The sequence below is a fragment of the Algibacter sp. L3A6 genome (assembly GCF_009796825.1).
In the GTDB taxonomy this organism is placed as follows: Bacteria; Bacteroidota; Bacteroidia; order Flavobacteriales; family Flavobacteriaceae; genus Algibacter.
In genome coordinates, this window is record NZ_CP047030.1 from 244,203 (window position 1) to 265,774 (window position 21,572).

General features: G+C 33.7%; 16 protein-coding genes. 9 read left to right on the forward strand and 7 right to left on the reverse strand.

The window, feature by feature from the left end:
• Nucleotides 1-73 precede the first annotated feature (73 nt).
• On the reverse strand, nucleotides 74-1,552 hold the full coding sequence (gene proS / locus GQR98_RS00995; RefSeq protein ID WP_159017871.1) for a proline--tRNA ligase: 1,479 nt from the start codon (nucleotides 1,550-1,552) through the stop codon (nucleotides 74-76).
• A gap of 99 nt (nucleotides 1,553-1,651) precedes the next feature.
• On the opposite strand from proS, the gene GQR98_RS01000 reads away from it, so the two are divergent.
• From GQR98_RS01000 to yidD, 5 genes are all read left to right on the forward strand, one after another.
• The gene (locus tag GQR98_RS01000) at nucleotides 1,652-2,779 is read left to right on the forward strand and encodes a hypothetical protein (RefSeq protein WP_159017872.1); all 1,128 of its coding nucleotides are present in this window, start codon (nucleotides 1,652-1,654) and stop codon (nucleotides 2,777-2,779) included.
• A 31-nt stretch (nucleotides 2,780-2,810) separates the two neighbouring features.
• Nucleotides 2,811-4,334, forward strand: coding sequence for an OmpP1/FadL family transporter (locus tag GQR98_RS01005; protein WP_199270253.1), 1,524 nt, complete (start codon nucleotides 2,811-2,813; stop codon nucleotides 4,332-4,334).
• 186 nt (nucleotides 4,335-4,520) lie between these two features.
• A complete protein-coding gene (folE, locus tag GQR98_RS01010) occupies nucleotides 4,521-5,198 on the forward strand; it encodes a GTP cyclohydrolase I FolE (protein WP_159017873.1) in 678 nt (225 codons plus the stop codon).
• 63 nt (nucleotides 5,199-5,261) lie between these two features.
• Entirely contained in the window at nucleotides 5,262-6,743 is a 1,482-nt protein-coding gene (gene cysS, locus GQR98_RS01015; protein WP_159017874.1) for a cysteine--tRNA ligase, read from the forward strand.
• A 70-nt stretch (nucleotides 6,744-6,813) separates the two neighbouring features.
• The gene (gene yidD, locus GQR98_RS01020; protein ID WP_159017875.1) at nucleotides 6,814-7,053 is read left to right on the forward strand and encodes a membrane protein insertion efficiency factor YidD; all 240 of its coding nucleotides are present in this window, start codon (nucleotides 6,814-6,816) and stop codon (nucleotides 7,051-7,053) included.
• A 12-nt stretch (nucleotides 7,054-7,065) separates the two neighbouring features.
• Here the strand turns inward: yidD and GQR98_RS01025 are convergent, their stop codons facing one another.
• The 5 genes from GQR98_RS01025 to GQR98_RS01045 form a co-directional block, all read right to left on the reverse strand.
• Nucleotides 7,066-8,025, reverse strand: a complete 960-nt coding sequence (locus GQR98_RS01025; RefSeq protein WP_159017876.1) for a tetratricopeptide repeat protein — start codon at nucleotides 8,023-8,025, stop codon at nucleotides 7,066-7,068.
• A 235-nt stretch (nucleotides 8,026-8,260) separates the two neighbouring features.
• On the reverse strand, nucleotides 8,261-9,088 hold the full coding sequence (locus GQR98_RS01030) for a hypothetical protein (protein ID WP_159017877.1): 828 nt from the start codon (nucleotides 9,086-9,088) through the stop codon (nucleotides 8,261-8,263).
• A 2-nt stretch (nucleotides 9,089-9,090) separates the two neighbouring features.
• Entirely contained in the window at nucleotides 9,091-9,579 is a 489-nt protein-coding gene (locus GQR98_RS01035) for a glycine-rich domain-containing protein (RefSeq protein WP_159017878.1), read from the reverse strand.
• Nucleotides 9,580-9,722: 143 nt separating this feature from the next.
• The gene (gene pruA, locus GQR98_RS01040; RefSeq protein ID WP_159017879.1) at nucleotides 9,723-11,351 is read right to left on the reverse strand and encodes an L-glutamate gamma-semialdehyde dehydrogenase; all 1,629 of its coding nucleotides are present in this window, start codon (nucleotides 11,349-11,351) and stop codon (nucleotides 9,723-9,725) included.
• Nucleotides 11,352-11,480: 129 nt separating this feature from the next.
• Nucleotides 11,481-11,792: a winged helix-turn-helix transcriptional regulator gene (locus GQR98_RS01045; protein ID WP_159017880.1), complete on the reverse strand. Its 312-nt coding sequence runs from the start codon at nucleotides 11,790-11,792 to the stop codon at nucleotides 11,481-11,483.
• 120 nt (nucleotides 11,793-11,912) lie between these two features.
• Here GQR98_RS01045 and GQR98_RS01050 point away from each other — a divergent pair, with 120 nt between their 5' ends.
• The 3 genes from GQR98_RS01050 to GQR98_RS01060 all read left to right on the forward strand — a co-directional run bounded on the left by GQR98_RS01050 (nucleotide 11,913) and on the right by GQR98_RS01060 (nucleotide 14,262).
• A complete protein-coding gene (locus GQR98_RS01050; protein ID WP_159017881.1) occupies nucleotides 11,913-12,425 on the forward strand; it encodes a lactoylglutathione lyase family protein in 513 nt (170 codons plus the stop codon).
• Nucleotides 12,426-12,548: 123 nt separating this feature from the next.
• On the forward strand, nucleotides 12,549-13,274 hold the full coding sequence (locus tag GQR98_RS01055) for an NRDE family protein (RefSeq protein WP_159017882.1): 726 nt from the start codon (nucleotides 12,549-12,551) through the stop codon (nucleotides 13,272-13,274).
• Nucleotides 13,267-14,262 carry a DUF6695 family protein gene (locus GQR98_RS01060; RefSeq protein WP_159017883.1) on the forward strand — a complete coding sequence of 332 codons (996 nt, stop codon included), beginning with the start codon at nucleotides 13,267-13,269 and terminating at the stop codon, nucleotides 14,260-14,262. Before GQR98_RS01055 ends, GQR98_RS01060 begins: the two co-directional genes overlap by 8 nt.
• A 10-nt stretch (nucleotides 14,263-14,272) precedes the next feature.
• On the opposite strand, the gene GQR98_RS01065 is transcribed toward GQR98_RS01060, so the two are convergent.
• Nucleotides 14,273-15,226 carry a tetratricopeptide repeat protein gene (locus GQR98_RS01065; protein ID WP_159017884.1) on the reverse strand — a complete coding sequence of 318 codons (954 nt, stop codon included), beginning with the start codon at nucleotides 15,224-15,226 and terminating at the stop codon, nucleotides 14,273-14,275.
• A 140-nt stretch (nucleotides 15,227-15,366) separates the two neighbouring features.
• Between GQR98_RS01065 and GQR98_RS01070 the strand changes: the two genes are divergently transcribed.
• A complete protein-coding gene (locus GQR98_RS01070) occupies nucleotides 15,367-21,447 on the forward strand; it encodes an alpha-2-macroglobulin family protein (RefSeq protein WP_159017885.1) in 6,081 nt (2,026 codons plus the stop codon).
• Nucleotides 21,448-21,572: the final 125 nt, after the last annotated feature.

Sequence of the window (21,572 nt, forward strand, 5' to 3'; positions counted from 1 at the left end):
ATTGCGGGTGCAAAGATACATCTTAATTTAAGTTTTGCAAGTTTTTTTAAAAGTTTTTTGCATTTTTTTTTAATTAATATGCCTTTGCAAATAACACTCTTCCTTTCGATGGTTTCCCAGAATAGACACACACTCCTTCTTCTTCATTGAATTCCAAAGGAATACATCTAATAGTGGCTTTTGTGATCTCTTTTATCTTATCTTCTGTCTCAATTGTACCATCCCAATGCGCAGAAATAAATCCTGTTTTATTTTCTAAAATATTTTTAAATTCTTCAAAAGAATTCACTTCTGTAATGTGAGAATCTCTAAAATCTAATGCTTTTTTAAACAAACCTTCTTGCATTTCCTTTAATAAGCCTTCAATAATTTCTGTTAAATCGCTTAAAGCAACAACTTGTTTTGTTAAAGTATCACGTCTTGCTATCTCAACAGTTCCATTTGCGAGGTCTCTTGCTCCAATTGCAATACGTAAAGGTACGCCTTGTAATTCGTGTTGTGCAAATTTAGCTCCTGGCCTATGCGTGGTTCTATTATCAAATTTAACCGTCATATTTTTACTTCGTAGATCGCCCATTATAGTATTTGCGACTTCCGTAATAGCGTTTAAATCTTCTTCCGTTTTATATATAGGAACAATTACAACTTGGTTTGGCGCTAAACTTGGAGGCAGAACTAATCCAAGATCATCACTATGCGTCATTATTAAAGCACCCATTAATCGTGTTGACACTCCCCATGAGGTTGCCCAAACATAATCTTGCTTTCCTTCCTTATTAGCAAACTTAACATCAAATGCTTTTGCAAAGTTTTGCCCTAAAAAGTGAGAGGTTCCGGCTTGCAATGCTTTTCCGTCTTGCATTAAGGCCTCAATACAATAGGTTTCATCTGCTCCAGCAAAACGTTCACTTTCGGTTTTTAAACCTTGAATAACTGGTATAGCCATAAACTTTTCAGCAAATGTTGCATATACATTATTCATTGTTTCTGCTTCCGTTAGCGCTTCTGCTTTAGTTTCATGAGCTGTATGCCCTTCTTGCCATAAAAACTCAGCGGTACGTAAAAACAAACGTGTACGCATTTCCCAACGCACTACATTGGCCCATTGGTTTATTAATAAAGGTAAATCACGATAAGATTGTACCCAACCACGAAACGTATTCCATATAATAGCTTCAGACGTTGGTCTAACAATAAGCTCTTCTTCTAACTTTGCTTCCGGATCTACACGTAACTTCCCTGGTCTATCAGGATCGTTCTGTAATCTATAATGTGTAACAATAGCACATTCTTTAGCAAAACCTTCAGCATTCTTTTCTTCAGCTTCAAATAAACTTTTCGGTACAAAAAGAGGAAAATAAGCGTTTTGATGTCCTGTTTCCTTAAACATTTTATCTAATTCCGCTTGCATTTTCTCCCAAATAGCATAGCCATAAGGCTTGATTACCATGCAACCTCTAACAGCAGAATTCTCCGCTAGGTCGGCTTTTACAACGAGTTCGTTATACCACTTAGAATAATCTTCTGCTCTACTAGTAAGTTTTTTGCTCATATTGATGTTTTGGCACAAAAATTGTGATTATGTTAAATAATAAAATAGTTCAGCAAAACTAACTATTTTTGTAGTGTCCAACAATAAAATTATACAGATATGCAATTAAATAGCTACTTAAAACAAAAAATGCCAAACTTAGCACTGCTTGCTTTGCTAATTAGTGTGTCATCTTGTGGCTCATATCAATACGTAGGTGTTGACAATGATGGAATTTATGGCGAGGAAACTGTTCGCGTTGTTCAAAACGAAGAAGCAGAAGTTGCAACTCCAAGCAGCTCAAATAGTAAATATTACGAAAATTATTTTAAAACAGGTGCTTTAGAAACCGAACAAATGATAGTGAATAGTGAAATTTTCACAGATATTGATAGTTACGAAAGTGACAATTACACTGATGAAGAAGCTATTGCAACTGATAATACGTACCAAGGTTATGCAGGCTGGGGACAAGCCACCAATAACGTTACTATTACTTATATAGACAATGGATGGAATAACTACGGATGGAATAATTGGGGTTACAACAGTTGGGAATGGAATAGATACAACAACTGGGGTTGGAACAGATTTAACAACTGGGGCTACTATAATCCATACCGTTATGGAGGTTACAACAATATTTTTTATGGCGGTTATGGCGGCTGGGGTTATTACAACAACTGGAGCTACAATGGTTTTAACGGATACTGGGGTAACAGAGGTGGTTACTACAACTACAATAATAGAAATTACAATAATAACCGAGTAGCATACAATGCTAGTAGAAGAACTAGCTATGGAACTGCAGTAAACACAAGTCGTCGTACTAGTGCTTCAACTACTTCAGGACGTAGCAGCTCTACATCAAAATACAATACAACAACGAGAAGAAGTAGCACATCTAGTTCTACAATTAACGGTAATACAGTTAGAAGAAGCTCAACGCCTAGCTCAACAACATCTAGAAGGACATCTACTGTAACTAGAACGCCGTCTACAAATTCAACATCGAGATCAACATCAACTACAACAAGACGTAGTTCTACATACACACCATCAACAAGTAGCAGAAGCTCTTCTCCTTCAAGCACAAGATCTTCATCTAGTTCAGGAAGCTCTACTTACACACCAAGCACAAGAAGCTCATCGAGCTCTAGTGGATCTTCAACAAGATCATCAAGCAGCAGCAGTAGTCGAAGTTCAAGTAGCTCGTCAAGATCATCAAGCGGAGGTAGACGTGGTTAATTCATTCTAAAAAAAAGAAAAATATTTATATATGAAAAAGTTAAGTTTACTATTCATAGGTGTATTCTCTATGTCTAATATATACGCGCAAGATATTAGTGACGCCTTACGTTACTCTCAAGATGAAATTCAAGGAAGTGCTAGATTTAGAGCGTTAAGCGGTGCCTTTGGTGCTCTAGGAGGTGATTTGAGTGCAGTAAGCATAAACCCTGCTGGCTCCGCTGTCTTTAGTCAAAGTCACGCATCGTTTTCATTAGTAAGTGCAGATAAAAACAACACTACAAACTATTTTGGAAACATTGAAAAAACAAACGATTCTAAATTCGATTTAAACCAAGGTGGCGCCGCTTTTGTTTTTAAAAGCAATAACAATTCACCATGGAGAAAGTTCACTTTAGCCATAGCTTACGACAGAACAAACGACCATAATAATAGTTGGTATTCTGCTGGAATTAATACAAATGACGACGGAAATTTCAGTAATTCTATTGCTAGTTATTTTTATGATTATGCCGATGGTAGGCGCTTAGATCAAATTTCTGCTTTTCCTAATGAATCTATCAGAGAAGCTTACTCTGAAATAGGTAGAGCTTACGGTTTCGCTAATCAACAAGCCTTTTTAGGTTTTGAATCTTTTATTTTAGAAGCTGATGACATCAGCAATGACGCAAACACAACATATACAGCTAATGTAAATTCTGGTAATTTTGAACACCGCTATACCAATGTTGAAACAGGATATAATGGTAAAATAAGTTTTAACTTTGCTACTCAATATCAAGACAATGTTTATTTAGGGATTAACTTAAATTCTCATTTTATAGATTATCAACGGTCAACATCTTTATTAGAAGACAATAATAATGGCGGATTAATTGATTTTATAGATTTCGATAATGCTTTATCCACAACAGGTAATGGTTTTTCTTTTCAAATTGGAGGGATTTTTAAATTATCACAAGAATTTAGATTAGGATTAACCTACGACTCACCAACTTGGTACACTATTGAAGAAGAAACATCTCAATTTTTAGATACTAGTGAATTAGTTAATCAAAACATTGATGCTTTAGATCCACAAATCGTAAATATTTACCCAGAATACAAGCTACAAACGCCAGGGAAATTTACAGGGAGTTTAGCTTATATTTTTGGACAACAAGGTTTAATTAGTTTCGATTACTCGAATAAAAACTATGCCAACACTACATTTAAACCAGAAGCAGATTATACAGGTTTAAACGCAGATATTACAAACGTATTAACCTCTGCTTCTACTTACCGTTTTGGTGGTGAGTACAAAGTAAAACAACTAAGTTTTAGAGGTGGTTATAGATTTGAAGAAAGTCCATATACCGATGGTGTTACTGTTGGAGATTTAAATGGTTTTTCTCTAGGTTTAGGATATAATTTTGGTAACACAAAATTAGACCTAACCTTCGATCAGGCTAAACGCTCATACCAAACATCATTATACAATGTTGGACTAATTGATACTGTTGATATCGATAGAGTAAACTCTAATGTTACACTATCTTTAAGCTTTAATATCTAGTAAATATTTCGACTTTAAAACACTTAAAAAGCTTGAACTTTAAAACGTTCGGGCTTTTTTCATTTTAATTGTAATATTTAAAGAGAAAAACAGACCAAGTAGAAACAACAATTATATGTTAAGATAAAACATAACAAAACGGAATTACTTATCTTTGCAGACTTAAAAATAAGATATTTTTCGCAAATGAAAATGGATAATAATATAGAAGAACACGATACTTTGGGCGAAGACCATATTGGAACATCAGCGGACACGCCTTTAAGGAATGATGCTTTTACCCTTTCTGACTCAGAGAAAATAGACATTATTAAAGACGATGTACGTCACATTTTGGAAACATTAGGGTTAGATTTAACCGACGATAGTTTAAGCGGTACACCTAATCGTGTTGCAAAAATGTTTGTAAACGAAATTTTTGGTGGCTTAGACCCTAAGAAAAGACCAAAAGCATCTACTTTTGACAACAAATACAAGTATGGAGAAATGCTTGTTGAAAAAAACATAACAGTATACTCAACATGCGAGCACCATTTATTACCAATTGTTGGAAGAGCGCACATTGCTTACATTTCTAACGGAACGGTAGTTGGTTTATCTAAAATGAACCGCGTTGTAGATTATTATGCAAAACGTCCACAAGTTCAAGAGCGCTTAACGATTCAAGTTGTAAAAGCATTACAAGAAGTATTAAACACAGACGATGTTGCTTGTGTTATCGATGCTAAGCATTTATGCGTAAACTCTAGAGGTATTCGCGATATTGAAAGCAGTACTGTAACTTCAGAATTTGGTGGTAAATTTAAAGAAGAATCTACTAGAAGAGAGTTTTTAGATTACATCAAATTAGAAACTAAATTTTAAATTTTTAATTTATTCACTCTCGATTTAAAATCAACAACATCTAAACCTAACAACATTTAACGCATGCAACTTTTCGAGCATAACCCCATAAAAATATACAATTCACTTACAGGAAAAAAAGAAACCTTTAAATCTATTGAAACCGGGTATGTGGGTATGTATGTTTGTGGACCTACGGTTTACAGTAATGTACACTTAGGTAATGTTAGAACGTTTATGTCTTTCGATATGGTGTTCCGCTACTTAAAGCATTTGGGTTATAAAGTGCGTTATGTTCGTAATATTACCGATGCTGGACATTTAGAAAACGATGCAGATGCAGGTGAAGATAAAATCACTAAAAAAGCACGCTTAGAGCAAATAGAACCTATGGAAGTAGTGCAACGCTACACCGTAGATTTTCATAATATATTAAATACATTCAATTTTTTACCGCCAAGTATAGAACCTACGGCAACGGGGCATATTATTGAACAAATTGAATTAATTTCTACCATTATCGAAAATGGTTTTGGTTACGAAGTAAACGGATCTGTATATTTTGATGTTCATAAATTTAATGAAACTCACGAATACGGAAAATTAAGTAAACGTAAGCTTGAAGATTTAATTCACAATACAAGAGAACTCGACGGACAAAGTGATAAGCGAAACCCACAAGATTTTGCGCTTTGGAAAAGAGCAGAACCTCAACACATTATGCGTTGGCCTTCGCCTTGGAGCGATGGTTTTCCTGGATGGCATTTAGAGTGCACTGCTATGAGCACAAAGTATTTAGGAGAGCAATTTGATATTCATGGTGGTGGAATGGACTTAAAGTTTCCGCATCACGAATGTGAAATTGCACAAAATGAAGCGGCCAAAGGAAAATCGCCTGTAAACTATTGGATGCACGCCAATATGCTCGAATTAAACGGACAACGTATGTCTAAATCTACCGGAAACACGGTAAATCCGGACGAGTTACTTTCGGGTAATAACGATTTTTTCAGTAAAGCATATGCGCCTAGTGTTATTAGATTTTTTATAGCACAATCGTCATACAGAAGTGTTTTAGATTTAACCAACGATGGTTTATTAGCCAGTGAAAAAGGTTTTTACAGATTAATGGATGCTGTTAATTTATTAGAAAAATTAGAAGTATCGCAAACGTCATCTGTAGATATCAATGCTTGGAAACAATCTTGCTACGATGCCATGAACGACGATTTTAACTCGCCGATTTTAATTGCAAATTTATTTGAAGCGGCAAAATACATCAACCAAATAAAAGAAGGTAAAGAAACTATTTCTGCTGAAGATTTAGCAACTTTAACAAATACTATGAACATCTTCGTTTTTGATGTTTTAGGTCTAGAAAACGTGGTTAAAAACGATTCCGGAACCGATAAATTAACTGGTGCTGTAAATGTTTTAATAAAACTAAGACAAGAAGCTCGAGCTAATAAAGATTTTGCTTTATCTGATAAAATTCGTGACGAACTAGCCGAAGCGGGTATATTACTAAAAGATGGTAAAGACGGTACAACCTATTCGGTTAACTAACACTTTCTTTTTTGTAGAAATTCAGGAAGCTACTTTATAACTTAAGGGTTTATAATCTTATTTAGATCTTATGCTGAAAAAAATATTAGTAGCACCATTTCTATTCTTAATAAAGGCTTATCAAAAACTGATATCGCCACTCACACTTGCAACCTGTAGGTTCCACCCTACTTGCTCGCAATACTCTAAAGAAGCCTTAGAAAAACATGGCATACTTAAAGGCGGTTGGTTAGCTATAAAACGTATTTTTAGCTGTCATCCGTGGGGAAGTTCAGGATACGATCCTGTTCCTGAGAAAGACGATAAATAAACAGCTTACAAACTAAAGCTCTTCCAACTCTTTTACGTTTTCATTAAAGAAATAGAACTGATTTTTGTGCCAGTATGTATTTTCAAACAAGGTAATTCCAGAAGCAGTGTTTCCATTTCTTTGTAAAATATCTCTAGCCTTGTTGTAGTATAATTTGGTATTTGGTAAATCTTTCAACTTATAGTACGTCATAGAAAGGCCAAGCATAGCATCAAAATCTAACGAATCAAATTTTAATGCCGTTTCAAAATCCGAAACAGCATTTTTATATTTCCCTAAAAGCAAATGAGTTGTCCCTCTATAGAAATAAGCAAACCCGTTATTCTCATTCAACCTTAGTACTGTAGAAAAATCATTTTTTGCTTTCTTGTAGTAATTAATACTCAACAAAAACACACCACGATTGTAGTACGTATCTGCCGACGGATCCATGAGTACCGCCACTGTATAATCTTTTAAGGCCTGTTTGTAATTCTCTAAATTCTCAAAAACCAAACCACGTAACGTGTATCCCTTTGGATAATACGGTTCCTTACTTAACAAATCATTAAGCACCTCAATAGTTCCTGTATAATCACCTAAATCAAAATTAGCACAAGCCAAACTGTAAAGTGCATCCATGAAATTAGGGTCTATTTTTACAGCATCTTTATAATCCTGCCTTGCACCTTCAAAATCTTCTAAACTATATCGAGCATTACCACGATTAAAATAACTATCGGCATCAGGCTCTGTAATTATTATTTTAGAATAATCGATTATAGCTCCCGAGTAATCACCCAAGTCATTTTTTGCAATCGCACGATAAAAATAAGCATCTAACTTATCAGATTCTAAATTAATTACCTGCGTTAAAAGCTCTATACGCTCGCTTAAATCTTCAGTTTTTAAGGCTTGACGAAACAATTTATTTGCCTGCCCAAATATCAATATCGGTAAAACAACTAAAATTAAAGTAAAATATTTTTTCATATTATATTAATTCAACAATTAATATGCCATTTATATGGCTTCAGCAATTTTTTATGAAAGGTAATTATTTTTTTAGATAATTCTATACATTTTCTATTCGGCAAACGCATTCATTTTTTGTGGGCGTTTCCCTTCGGGTCAGGCTTTCACTACTCGCTCCCTCCTATGGTCGGGGAGCTCAAACAGGCCGTTCAATCCTTAACGTATAGTTGATAGTTGAATTAAAACTCATACCTTAATCACATCCTCCACATCCATCACAGCTATTGCAACCGCTACTATCATTATCCCAAGAAGAACAACTATTAGCATCAAACTCAGAATCGAAAGACTCTAAAACGTCATCAAAACCTCCCGAAATCAAGTCGAATACATTGTCAAAATTATCATCATCGCTATAAACCCACCAATAAATATAGGTGTCATCAGAGTTATTAGTTAAAGTCTTCTGATGACTTATAAATGACTTATCAATATTTTTAAAAAATTCAAAATCTAAATTCTTTAACAAAAAAACATTCCCACCAATCCGCAACAATACCTCTAAACCTTTCTGTTTATCGTCATGCATTAATTTATCGATTCCTCGATCCAAATCATTTAAATATGCAACAATATCATTTCGAACTAAAGCTCCTTTATCTGTTAGTATAATAGCTCTAAATAATTTGGCCCAAAAATGACTTTTAAAATACGGATAGATATTTTCACTACTTCTAACAAGCTTTTTATAACTCCAACTTCCTTTCGATAAGTCAAAAACCATTTTAAAATAATTTTTAAATAAAATCTGGATAGATTTACTTTTTAAAAAAGGACTTAAAAAAATTAATTCATGTTTATTATATTTATATTTTTTTAAGTTTTCACCAGCCACAATGTAAGTGTAACTTCGAATATATTTATCATTGGGATGAACTTTTCTATCAACCTTATCTATTTTAATAACCTGTTTTAAAAGTAAATCCATGAAGGTGTACTTCATTAAATCTTTTAATTCCGCCGAACTCCCATATTTTAGAAGTAATGTCTCTGCAGGTGTTATTTTTGAAAGTATGTCCATTATTATTTAAATATAAACTTTGGTATTACCCAATTCTTTGCTCTATTAACTCTAGTAAAACGAACATATTTGAATCTTGATTCGACATCAATCCAAATATCCTCAGGAGGTCTTTCATTAAAAGTAGATTCATAAAAACCAAGAGTTTTTAAATACTGCTCTTTAAACAATCCACGCTCTTCCAATCCTTTTGTTGGACCATGATGTATATTTTTCTTAATTGTATTTTTACACAAATCTATCCAATAAGATTCTGTATAAAGTAAATGAAGGTGCCAAACTTGATCTATTTCATCTGAAGGAGTTTGAGGAAAGTTTGAAATGGCAATTAAAAAAATAAACTTTTTATATTCTAATACTGCACGTAGCGCATATTCAAAAGACCAATTATTTTCTCTAGCTAATCTATCCGTAAAATTAAAAGAAGAATCAATATCATCTATTTCAAAACTTTGAAGTTTATTCCACAGTAAGTTTTGTTCTTCATTCATTGATTAAATTCTTACTATATTCTTTGAAAATTTTCTAGATTCAACGAATATAATTCAAAATCCATTCACACTAAAATTTCATAAACCAAAAAAAGACCATCTAAAATTTTTAGATGGTCTTTTAAAAATATATGTTTTAAGATTTATTCTCCTAAAAATGGGTAACGGTAATCTTTAGGTGTTACAAACGTTTCTTTTATCATTCTTGGTGACACCCAACGTAATAAGTTTTGTGAACTTCCAGCTTTATCATTAGTTCCAGATGCTCTTGCGCCTCCAAATGGTTGTTGTCCTACAACGGCACCAGTTGGTTTATCATTAATATAGAAGTTTCCGGCTGCATTTTGTAAAGCTTCAGTAGCCTGAGTTACTGCATATCTATCGGTAGATAAAATAGCTCCCGTTAATGCATAATCACTTGTTTCATCAACTAACTTTAATGTTTCCGCGTAAGCGTCATCCTCATACACATAAATAGTAATTACAGGGCCAAATAGCTCTGTACTCATAGTTGTATATTTAGGGTTTGTTGTAAGTATAACAGTTGGCTCTATAAAGTAACCTTTGCTTTTATCATAACCTCCACCAACAATAATTTCGGCATCAGCATCTACTTTAGCCTGATCAATATATTTAGCTAATTTATCAAAAGACCCCTCGTGAATAACAGCAGTAATAAAGTTACTCATATCTTCAGGAGAACCCATTTTAAAAGAGTTTACATCTTCTATCACAAAATTCTTTACATCACTCCATAAGCTCTTTGGAATGTAAGCACGAGATGCCGCACTACATTTTTGACCTTGAAACTCAAATGCTCCACGAACAATTGCCGTTGCAACTTGCTTAGCATTTGCCGATTTGTGAGCTACAATAAAATCTTTCCCTCCTGTTTCTCCAACAATTTTTGGGTACGTTTTATAAGTATGGATGTTATTCCCTATTTGTTTCCAAAGTTCTTTAAATACATAAGTAGAACCTGTAAAATGTAATCCAGAAAAATCTGGACTAGCCAATACGGTATCTGTAATCATTACCGGATCTCCAAAAACAACGTTAATAACGCCAGCAGGAACACCTGCTTCTTTAAAAACATCCATAATAACTTTTGCAGAATACACTTGGCTATCACTAGGTTTCCAAACTACAACGTTCCCCATTAATGCCATACAAGCTGGTAAATTTCCAGCAATTGCAGTAAAGTTAAATGGTGTTACAGCATAAGTAAAACCTTCTAGTGGGCGATACTCAACACGGTTCCAGGCATCACTTGTGCTTTCTGGTTGCTCCATGTAAATATCCGACATAAACTGTACGTTAAAACGTAAAAAGTCGATAAGCTCACAAGCTGCATCAATTTCTGCTTGGTATATATTTTTAGACTGCGCAATCATGGTTGCAGCATTAATTTTAGCTCGGTATGGGCCTGCTATTAATTCGGCAGCCTTTAAAAAGATTCCTGCACGTTGCTCCCATGGTAATAAACTCCATGTTTTTCTAGCCTCTAAAGCTGTAGCAATAGCATCATCAATATGTTTTTGTTCTGCTACGTGATAAGTTCCAACCACATGTTTGTGATCGTGCGGAGGAGACATTGTTCTGGTGTTACCCGTTTCAACATCCTCACCGTTTATGTACAAAGGAACGTCCACTTTACTATTAAACATTGTTTTATAAGCCTCTAATACTTCCGCTCTTTCAGGACTTCCTGGCGCGTAAGATTTTACAGGTTCGTTAACAGCAACTGGTACGTTAAAAAAGCCTTTTCCCATGATTTTCTATTTTTCGTTATTGAATATTCAGTAAATACGCTACAAATCTAAGAATTTTAAAATGATTTTCAAGACACAAAGACTCATAAAACATCGTTAATTTATAACAAAACAATACGACAGCTTTAACTAATTATCCAAATCGTTTGCTCCCCATTCATCTAAACTTCTTAAAATATTTTCTAAAGATTTTCCACGCTCACTTAATGCATATTCCACTTTGGGTGGCACTACAGGATATACTTTTCTCATAACAAGCCCATCTTTCTCTAATTCGCGAACCGTTTGCGTAAACATTTTATTAGAAATACCAATAATCTGTTTCTGTAAAATTCCCGAACGTAATGCACCTTCTAAAAGATGAAATAATATTAATGGTTTCCATTTTGTACCAATTAAAGTCATGGTATAGTTAAGCGGACAATAATTATTTTTATTCATTTAAAAATTTAATCAATTGTAAATCATTATTTTACTCGTTTTGGTAACTATACTACTTTTTAGTAAGTTATTGCCAGATTGGCAAATATAACCTTAGTTTGCATAATAAAACTTTGAATTATGACTTTAAATAAAAATTATCCAAAATCGTTTTCACACATCGGAATCACGGTTCCTGACATAAAAAAAGCAGTACAATTCTACTCAGATGTTATGGGGTGGTACATTATCATGGAACCTTCTGAAGTAAAAAAAGAAAGCGATACTGCCATCGGGCAAATGTGTATTGATGTTTTTGGTGAAGATTGGGAAACCTTTGAAATCGCACATTTATCTACATCTGATGGTATTGGCATCGAACTTTTTAGCTTTCCGCATGGCGTAAAAGAAGCTCCAGAGTTTAGTCCTTTCAATACCGGATTGTTTCATTTTTGCATACAAGATCCTGACATTGAAACACTAATAGATAAAATTATAAAAAACGGTGGTAAGCAAAGAATGCCTATTCGCGAGTATTATCCAGATGATAAACCTTATAAAATGTGCTATGTAGAAGATCCCTTCGGAATTGTTTTTGAAATATACACACATAGCTACGAATTAACGTATTCTTCTGGAGCTTACTCCAAATAATTCCTAGTAATACAAGGGCGTAGAAGCCTATTTTAGTCTCTAAAACCGATTTTTGACTTTCTAAATTTTAAATTTTGAAACATTTTTTCGTAAGTTGCCAATCGGTTTTCAGACTATAAATTTATGTGTACAGTAACTATTTTCCCAACAGGGAATAACGACTTTGTTCTAACCTCTAATAGAGATGAAGCTCCAAATCGTATTTCTCTTCAACCCGATTTTTATAGCGTTGAAAACACCACCCTTTTATTTCCCAAAGACAAATTGGCTGGCGGCACATGGATTGGCGTAAGTGAAAAAAACCGGGTTATTTGTTTACTCAACGGTGGTTTTAAAATTCATAAACGTCAACCTAAATACAGAGTTAGTCGTGGTGTTGTAACTAAAGACTTATTAATTACAGATAATATAGAGCGTTGTATTGAAAACTACAATTTTGATGATATTGAACCTTTTACTGTTGTAGTTGCCGACTGGAATTCTAAGTTAAAATTCTACGAATTAGTTTGGGATGGCAGCAACAAACATTTTACGCAACTACCTCTAGAATCAAAAGTTTGGTCTTCGTCCACTTTATACAATCCGTCCATGAAAGCAGAGCGTCTACAATGGTTCGATAATTATAAAAATGAAAACAAATTAACACCAAGTTCAATTTTAAATTTCCATAAAACAGCAGGACAAAATAATAACGAATACGGGGTTATTATGAATCGCAGCACTGTAAAAACCACAAGTATTACTCAGGTTATAAAGGCAAATAGTAGCATTAATATGCGTTATGAAAGTTTACAAAACCAAAGTGTTTCTTCTAAAACATTAAAAACACCTCAAATAGTTAATGGATAATACCGGAATTATTTTAACACTCGCCTACCCTGACACTATTGTTATGGTTTCCGATGAATGGTTTTCTCCATTTTTAAGATTTGTAGGAGTTGGAAAAAAGAATTATTTGCGTGCTGGTCATGCTGCTTTAGTTTTAATTGAAAAGGAAACAGGTGTTTTAGAATATCACGATTTTGGACGTTACATAACACCAGAACCCAACGGACGTGTTCGAGGTAGAGATACCGACAACGAATTACATTTCCCGCTAAAAGCAGAAATTAAAGATGATAAAATCTTGAATTTAGACGAAATTTTAAAGTTTTTAGCCACACAACCTAAGTTAACCCATGGCGATGGTAAATTAGTAGCCTCTGTTTGTAATACTATTGATTATAAAAAAGCTAGAAGCTTTATAACCATGATGCAAAACGAACATTTTATACGTTATGCTGCCTTTATTAAAAACGCTAGTAATTGTGCCCGTTTTGTTTGTGATGCCTTAATCGCTTCTGTTACAAAGCCAGATATGAGAAAAAGTATTGAAAACTCTAAATGGTTTACACCAAGTACTGTTGGTAATGTGCTACTTGCTAATACAGAACCACATGCTTTTGAAGTATCGGAAACTGGTGAGATTTCAAAATTTAAAGGTTCGCAAAGAAGTGAAAATCTACGTTGTTTTTTAGATAAACTGAAAGACCACAAAGTAAACCTTATTGGTACTTTAAAACCCAAACCCGTTAACGGTACACATCAAAATGCGCAATGGTTATCTGGCATTGCTGCTGGAGCATGGTTTGAACTCCATGAAACGGAAAATGCTTTAAACTATAGGTTTAGACGTGTTTCTCCTTACGGAAATATTGATGTCGATACCTTTTTCAAAATTGAAAATGAAGGATTTAATTTTAATCAAACTTTTGAATTTGTGCCTTATTCTAACTGTAAATTCTTTCATATAAAACAAGATGAAACTATTTATAGATTTAACAGAATAGACGACTAAACAGATAAGTCTAAAGTTTTAAAACAGCTTCTTTTTGCTTTTGGAACACCTTAATTTTTGGCAACTCAACAATTGCTAAATCAATATACTTTAAAGCTTTTTCTTTATTTTTTTGATGCGTTTCTATTTGCGCTAAACGGTAATACGCCCAAGCTTTTGGCACACCATCTTTAGCCGAATAATGTTGAATATATTGATTTAAACAAGCTTCTCCTTTTTCTAATTCAACGTTATATTCTGCAGCAACTTTTCCTATTTGGTAGTGTAATGCATTACGCTTATGATTAGCTTCGGCTTGTTCTATATTTTTTATGGCTTCTTCTGGTCTTTTTTCATTTTCGTAAAAAGCAGTTAACTTATCGAAACAGTTTAGCGATCCGCCTTCAGCTATAGCCATTTTATAAAATTTTTCGGCAAGTTTAGGTTCGTCGTCATATTCATAAATATAACCTTTAGCCAAATAGCCATCTACTTTAGAAAGCACTTCAAGTTCCTCAGCATATTGTAAAGACTTACTTCTACTTCCGCCTAAAACTCCCGGTAATTGCATGTAGAGTTCTACTAAAGCCCAACGCGTATCAATATGGGTTGCATCTAATTCCGCGGCCTTTAAAAATGCACCTTTAATATCGCCTATTAACCCTAATGCGGTAAACTTGCTTACCGATAGAGCCTTCATGCCTAAAGCTCCTCCGTATTTATAGTGATAATTGGCTGTCTTAGGTTTACTTTCAACAAGTTTTTTATAATTATCAATAGCATGATCCCATTGTTTTTGATGTCCATAAACATCTCCTAATAATTCAATCGCTTGCAAATCGTTAGGCGTATTTTCTAAATATTGAATAAGCAAAGGCTCGGCTTTTTGATAGTGCTTTTTACTAACGAGCTCTTTAAAATCGGCAATAGACGATTGAGAAAAGACCATAATTGGCAATAACAGAAATATCAAAAATTTATTCATAGATTTTAGTTCGAAAATGCAAAGTTAAACTTTCTGCTTTACTCTAAAAATGGTTAACTTCACTCAATAAACGAAACCGTTCACGCATTGGTATATTTTGGAACGGCTTTTGTTCATATTTTAGAGACAAATTTAATGCAATGAAAAACACACTATCTATATTAATGGTTATATTATTTTCACACTTTTCTTCTGCTCAAAGCCCTAATTACGACAAATTATGGCAAGATGTAGCAAAGTTTGAAGCCGAAGGTTTACCCAAATCAGCTTTAAAAGTGGCTGAAAACATTGAAAAAATTGCCAAAACCGATAAAAACCACGCCCAAACCATAAAAATTATGCTTTTTAAAAGCAAATTTGCTATGGTGCTAGAAGAAAATGCGCAACTCGATATTATTAACGATTTTAAATCAAAAATAGCAGCTAGTGAATTTCCTACTAAAAACATCCTAGAGAATGTTTTAGCCAATTTACATTGGCAATATTACAAGCAAAACCGATGGAAATTCTATAATAGAACACAAACCACTGAAAAGGTTGATGCTACAGATTTTAGAACTTGGGATTTACAAACGCTGTTTGATGAAATACACCTACATTTTCAAAATTCGTTAGCAAACGGTTTAATGCTTCAGCAAGAAGATTTAAAACAATTTGCAGCTATTTTAAGGGAACAAAAAGATTCTAAAATTTACAGACCAACACTGTTTGATTTTTTAAACCATACAGCTCTAGAATTTTATAAAACCAATGAAACTCAAATCACCAAACCTGCATATAAATTCGAAGTTGATAACGAAAAACTTCTAAATGATGCTAAAACTTTTGCTGAATTAACAATAACATCCAAAGATTCTAGCTCGTTACAATTAGAGGCTTTAAAAATTTATCAAAACTTAACTCGTTTTCATTTAAAAGACAAATCTCCTTTTGCCTTAGCCGATGTTAATATTGAGCGCTTAAAATTTGTAAACGAACATGCCACTTTTAATAACAAAGAAACCTTACTACTCGATGCTTTAAAAGCAGAAAATAAAGAACATAAAAAACACGAATTTTCTGGCCTTTATGATTTTGAAATTGCACAAATTTACTACCAACAAAGTAACACTTATCATCCAAAAACAAGCGACACACATAGATGGAAAGCTAAAGAGGCATTAGAAATCTGTGATGCTGTTATCGCTAAATTTCCAAAAAGTAATGGGGCAGAAAAGTGTGAAGTTTTAAAAGCTATCATTAACCGCACGCAACTTCAACTAACTAGTGAAGCGTTTTTACCGGTTCAGCAAAACGGACGCATTTTTGTGCAATACAAAAACTTAAACCATCTTGAATTTAATGCCTATAAAATAACCGAAAACCAGTTTGAAAAATTTCTAACACTTTATAATAGTGATGATCAATGGGATTTTATTAAGCCATTAAAATCTACTAAAACTTGGGAAAGCACATTAAAAAATGAGAATGACTACCAAAGTCACAGCACCGAAGTTTTACTTCCTAAATTAGATAATGGCAGATATCTTCTGGTTGCAACTCCTAAAAACGCTAGTGATAGAGATTTTTCATTTTCCAACATTCAAATAACAAACACGGCTTTAATCGAAACCGAATCGCCTGAGTTTAAAATTTTTCAATGTATAGATAGAACAAATGGAGCACCAATAGCCAATGCTTCGGTAGAATTAACATACACCGAAAACTATACAAACAAAATAAAAACCGAGCAACATAAAACAAATAGTTTAGGCCAATTTAAAATTAATAAAAAAAGAGAGCATTGGTACAGAAACGTAAAACTTAAGGTTAAAAACAATAATGATTTAGCATACTTTGGCGATTATTATATTAACAGAAGTAATACCCAAAACGAAGAAAAAACAACCTATAAATCTTTTTTATTTACAGACAGAAGTATTTACAGACCATCGCAAACCGTATACTTCAAAGCTATTGCTATAAAAAGAGAAAACAATAAATCTGAAGTTTTAGAAAACCAAAACGTCTTGGTTTATCTCTATAACGTTAATGGTGAAAAAGTAAAAGAATTACAACTAAAAACCAACGATTTTGGATCGGTTGCTGGTGAATTTATCTTACCTAACTCAGGTCTAAATGGTGCTTATTATATTGAAATTAATACCGCTTCTAATGGCATCAACTTTAGAAGCACAGTAGATTTTTCGGTTGAAGAATACAAGCGTCCAAAATTTGAAACTCAATTCACTCCCGTTACAGACACCTATAAAGTAAACGATTTGGTTAAAATAACCGGTAAGGCCTTAGCTTATGCGGGCAGTAATATTACCGATGCCAAAGTAATTTACACCGTTAAACGCAAAGTGAGATACCCAAGCTGGTATTATTGGTACCGCCCTTATTTTAGCAGCGAAGCTCAAGAAATAACACATGGAGAAACAAAAACTAATGATAAAGGTGAGTTTGAAATTTCTTTTAAAGCGCAGCCAGATCAAAGTATTGATAAATCTAGCTTACCAATTTTTAATTATGAAATTACGGCCGATGTTACCGATTTAAATGGAGAAACAAGAAGCGCAACAACAATTGTTAACGTTGGTTACCATGCTTTAATAGCTAATATTATGGTAGATTCTGTTTTAGATAAAACTAAAAAAGACAACCAAATTTCTATAAACACACAAAATCTAAACGGCTCCTTTGTTGACGCCAAAGGCTCTATTAAAATTTATAAATTAAATGCTCCAAACTTTGTTTTAAGAACAGCACCTTGGAGTGCACCAGATTATCAAAGTTTTACCTTCGAAACTTTTAAAACGCTTTTTCCTCACGATGCTTTTCAAGATGAAGATGATTCTAAAAACTGGAAAAAAGGAGATTTAGTTTTTCAAAAGGACTTCAATACAAACACAGCCAAAACTTTAGAACTAGGAAACATCAAAAAATGGAAATCTGGTCAATATATAATCGTTCTAGAAAGTGAAGATAAATTTGGACAAACCGTTAAAGATGAAGCTAGAACAACCTTATTTAGTAATACTGATAAAACATTAGCCGATAATCAATTATTCAGCGTTTCAGCCAATAAAAATCGATATGACATTGGAGACAAAGCCGTGATAACCTTTGCTTCTTCAGCTAAAAACATCAACCTTACCGTCTCTATTGAAAAGGATGAAAAAATTATTAAAACTGAAATTATTCAGCTTAATAACAACAAAACAAATATCACAATTCCGGTAACGGAAAATGATTTAGGAGGCTTTACGGTAAACTACAGCTTTGCGGTTTATAATAGCTACCAATCTGGTTCTGTATTTATTTCAGTTCCATTCCCAAAAACAAATCTAGACATTGAAACCATCACGTTTAGAGATAAGCTACAACCTGGCACAGAAGAAAATTGGCAGTTTAAAATTAAAGGTCCAAAAGGCGAAAAAGTGAATGCAGAAATTTTGGCAAGTATGTATGATGCCTCTTTAGATCAATTTAACAACCACAGTTGGTACTTTAGCCCAATTCAGAATTCTACATACCGAACAAGAACTTACAGTCAAGCAAATTCAAGTTTCGGCAATACCCAATTTAGAGTTTATAACAGCTATACCAATGTAAGATATCCTATACAATATTATGATCAACTAGATTGGTTTGGCTTTAATTTTGGAAGACAACACCGTAATATATCTATTAGAGGTATGTCTAGCATGGGTAAAAAACTAAGTGGTAGTGTCTCTGGAGTTCACGTCGTTGAAGATCGTATTGAAGCTCCTGAAATGATGATGGAGGAAAGTGAAATGTCTAGTTTAGATGATACCGTTGTTGTTGGGTACGGCACTCAAAAAGAAGTTAATAATTCTGTTGCCCCTACCGAGCAAGCTAAAGAAATGGATTTTGATGATGTTCAAATTCGTAAAAACTTGCAAGAAACAGCCTTTTTCTTTCCGCAGTTAAAAACAGATAAAGACGGAAATATTAGCTTTAATTTCAATACACCAGAAGCTTTAACAAAATGGAAATTACAATTATTAGCGCACACCAAAACCTTAGAAAGTAGCACTACAACATTAACAACAGTTACTCAAAAGGAGTTGATGGTTTCGCCAAATTCACCACGTTTTTTACGCCAAGGCGATGTTATTTCTATCAGTACCAAAATTTCAAACCTTACAGACCAAGCACTTTCTGGTCAGGCTAAGTTAATTTTAACCGATGCCTTAACCGGAAAAGAAATTAACGGAGCATTAGGTATTACTGAAGCTAATAAAACCTTCAATGTAAATGCTGCCGGTAACACACAAGTATCATGGCAACTAAACGTTCCTGATAACATACAAGCTGTGCAATACAAAATTGTTGCAAAAGCGGGCGATTATAGCGATGGCGAGCAAAATGCTTTACCTGTTTTAAGCAATCGTATGTTGGTAACCGAAACTTTACCAATGTGGGTACGTAGCAATGAAACTAAAACATTTGTTTTAGATAAGCTAAAAAACAATAACTCTTCAACTTTAAAAAACCATAAACTTACTCTAGAAGTAACTTCTAATCCTGCTTGGTATGCGGTTCAGGCCTTGCCATACCTTATGGAATATCCATACGAGTGTAACGAGCAAACTTTTAGTCGTTATTATGCCAATGCCCTGGCTAGCCATATTGCAAACTCGAACCCAAGAATTCAAGAGGTTTTTAACCAATGGAAAAATAGCGATGCGTTGCTTTCTAACTTAGAAAAAAATGAAGATTTAAAATCTATTTTAATTCAAGAAACACCTTGGTTACGTGATGCACAAAGCGAAACGGAGCAGAAAAAACGTATTGCTTTATTATTCGATTTAAATAAAATGAATAGCGAATTACAATCTGCCGTTAATAAACTAGATGCTAACCAAATGCCGAATGGTGCTTGGTCTTGGTTTAAAGGTGGCCACGAAAACCGATACATTACACAACATATAATTACTGGTTTTGGTCATTTAAAACAACTTTCTGTTGTAGATGCTAATGAAAAAACTGCTGAAATGGTTTCTAAAGCCATTCAGTTTTTGGATGCTGAATTTGTTCAAGAATACAAAGACATTAGAAAGTATGATAAGAATATGGACTTAGATTTAGACCATTTAAGCTATACACAACTGCATTATTTATACATGCGAAGCTTCTTCCCTAACATTAAAAAATCTAAAAAAGTTGAAGAAATCATTAGTTATTATCAAACACAAATTGAGAAATATTGGTTAAATCGTTCGCTTTATGCAAAAGGTCTAATGGCATTAATTTCACATAGAAATGATGCACCTATTATGGCTACCAAAATTTTAAAATCGCTGAAAGAAACAAGCATTACTTCGGAAGAATTAGGGATGTACTGGAAAGCTAATACCAACTCTTGGTTCTGGTATCAAGCACCAATTGAAACTCAAGCGTTATTAATTGAAGCCTTTTCGGAAATAGAAAATGATACAGAAACAATTGATAATTTAAAAATCTGGTTACTTAAAAATAAGCAAACCAACCGTTGGAAAACTACAAAATCTACAACCGATGCCGTGTATGCATTATTACTGCAAGGTAGCGATTGGTTAAGTATAACCGATGCTGTTGAAATTGTTTTAGGCGGACAAAAGATTGAACCATCAAAACTTGAAGATGTAAAAATTGAAGCCGGAACAGGTTACTATAAAACATCGTGGAATACTAATGAAATTAAACCAGAAATGGGAGACGTTAGTATTTCTAAAAAAGGAGCAGGTATTGCTTGGGGTAGTTTGTATTGGCAGTATTTTGAAGATTTAGATAAAATTACTTCAGCAGAAACACCTTTACAATTGAAAAAGAAATTATTCTTAAAAACGAATACGGACACCGGTGAAAAAATAACGGAAATAACAGAGCAAACCACTTTAAATGTTGGCGACTTAGTACGTGTACGTATAGAACTTAAAAGCGACAGAGCTATGGAGTTTATACATATGAAAGATATGCGAGCAGCAGGTTTTGAGCCCGTAAATGTAATATCTGCTTATAAGTGGCAAGATGGTTTAGGCTATTATGAAAGTACAAAAGATGCAAGCATAAACTTCTTTTTTGATTATTTACCTAAAGGCGTTTATGTTTTTGAATACGATTTACGTGTAAATAACTCCGGAAATATGAGCAACGGCATAACCACGATACAAAGTATGTATGCTCCAGAATTTAGTAGCCATAGTGAAGGTGTACGTGTTTTAGTTGACTAGAAGTAATAAAAAAAGTAAGCTTGGTCATTTCGACGTTAGGATAAATTGCATAACAAATAGAAGCCTAAATTATGTGATGTCTCCATTCGTCGACATGACAACAGAAACTCTAAGTAACTCATAAA

What these genes read in the sequence shown, in the direction of transcription:
- GQR98_RS01000 (WP_159017872.1), top strand. Translation starts at nt 1,652, where the DNA reads ATGCAATTAAATAGCTACTTAAAACAAAAAATGCCAAACTTAGCACTG.
- GQR98_RS01065 (WP_159017884.1), bottom strand. Translation starts at nt 15,226, where the DNA reads ATGAATAAATTTTTGATATTTCTGTTATTGCCAATTATGGTCTTTTCT.
- GQR98_RS01050 (WP_159017881.1), top strand. Translation starts at nt 11,913, where the DNA reads ATGACTTTAAATAAAAATTATCCAAAATCGTTTTCACACATCGGAATC.
- GQR98_RS01025 (WP_159017876.1), bottom strand. Translation starts at nt 8,025, where the DNA reads ATGAAAAAATATTTTACTTTAATTTTAGTTGTTTTACCGATATTGATA.
- GQR98_RS01030 (WP_159017877.1), bottom strand. Translation starts at nt 9,088, where the DNA reads ATGGACATACTTTCAAAAATAACACCTGCAGAGACATTACTTCTAAAA.
- GQR98_RS01005 (WP_199270253.1), top strand. Translation starts at nt 2,811, where the DNA reads ATGAAAAAGTTAAGTTTACTATTCATAGGTGTATTCTCTATGTCTAAT.
- cysS (WP_159017874.1), top strand. Translation starts at nt 5,262, where the DNA reads ATGCAACTTTTCGAGCATAACCCCATAAAAATATACAATTCACTTACA.
- GQR98_RS01055 (WP_159017882.1), top strand. Translation starts at nt 12,549, where the DNA reads ATGTGTACAGTAACTATTTTCCCAACAGGGAATAACGACTTTGTTCTA.
- folE (WP_159017873.1), top strand. Translation starts at nt 4,521, where the DNA reads ATGAAAATGGATAATAATATAGAAGAACACGATACTTTGGGCGAAGAC.
- GQR98_RS01045 (WP_159017880.1), bottom strand. Translation starts at nt 11,792, where the DNA reads ATGAATAAAAATAATTATTGTCCGCTTAACTATACCATGACTTTAATT.
- GQR98_RS01035 (WP_159017878.1), bottom strand. Translation starts at nt 9,579, where the DNA reads ATGAATGAAGAACAAAACTTACTGTGGAATAAACTTCAAAGTTTTGAA.
- yidD (WP_159017875.1), top strand. Translation starts at nt 6,814, where the DNA reads ATGCTGAAAAAAATATTAGTAGCACCATTTCTATTCTTAATAAAGGCT.
- pruA (WP_159017879.1), bottom strand. Translation starts at nt 11,351, where the DNA reads ATGGGAAAAGGCTTTTTTAACGTACCAGTTGCTGTTAACGAACCTGTA.
- GQR98_RS01060 (WP_159017883.1), top strand. Translation starts at nt 13,267, where the DNA reads ATGGATAATACCGGAATTATTTTAACACTCGCCTACCCTGACACTATT.
- GQR98_RS01070 (WP_159017885.1), top strand. Translation starts at nt 15,367, where the DNA reads ATGAAAAACACACTATCTATATTAATGGTTATATTATTTTCACACTTT.
- proS (WP_159017871.1), bottom strand. Translation starts at nt 1,552, where the DNA reads ATGAGCAAAAAACTTACTAGTAGAGCAGAAGATTATTCTAAGTGGTAT.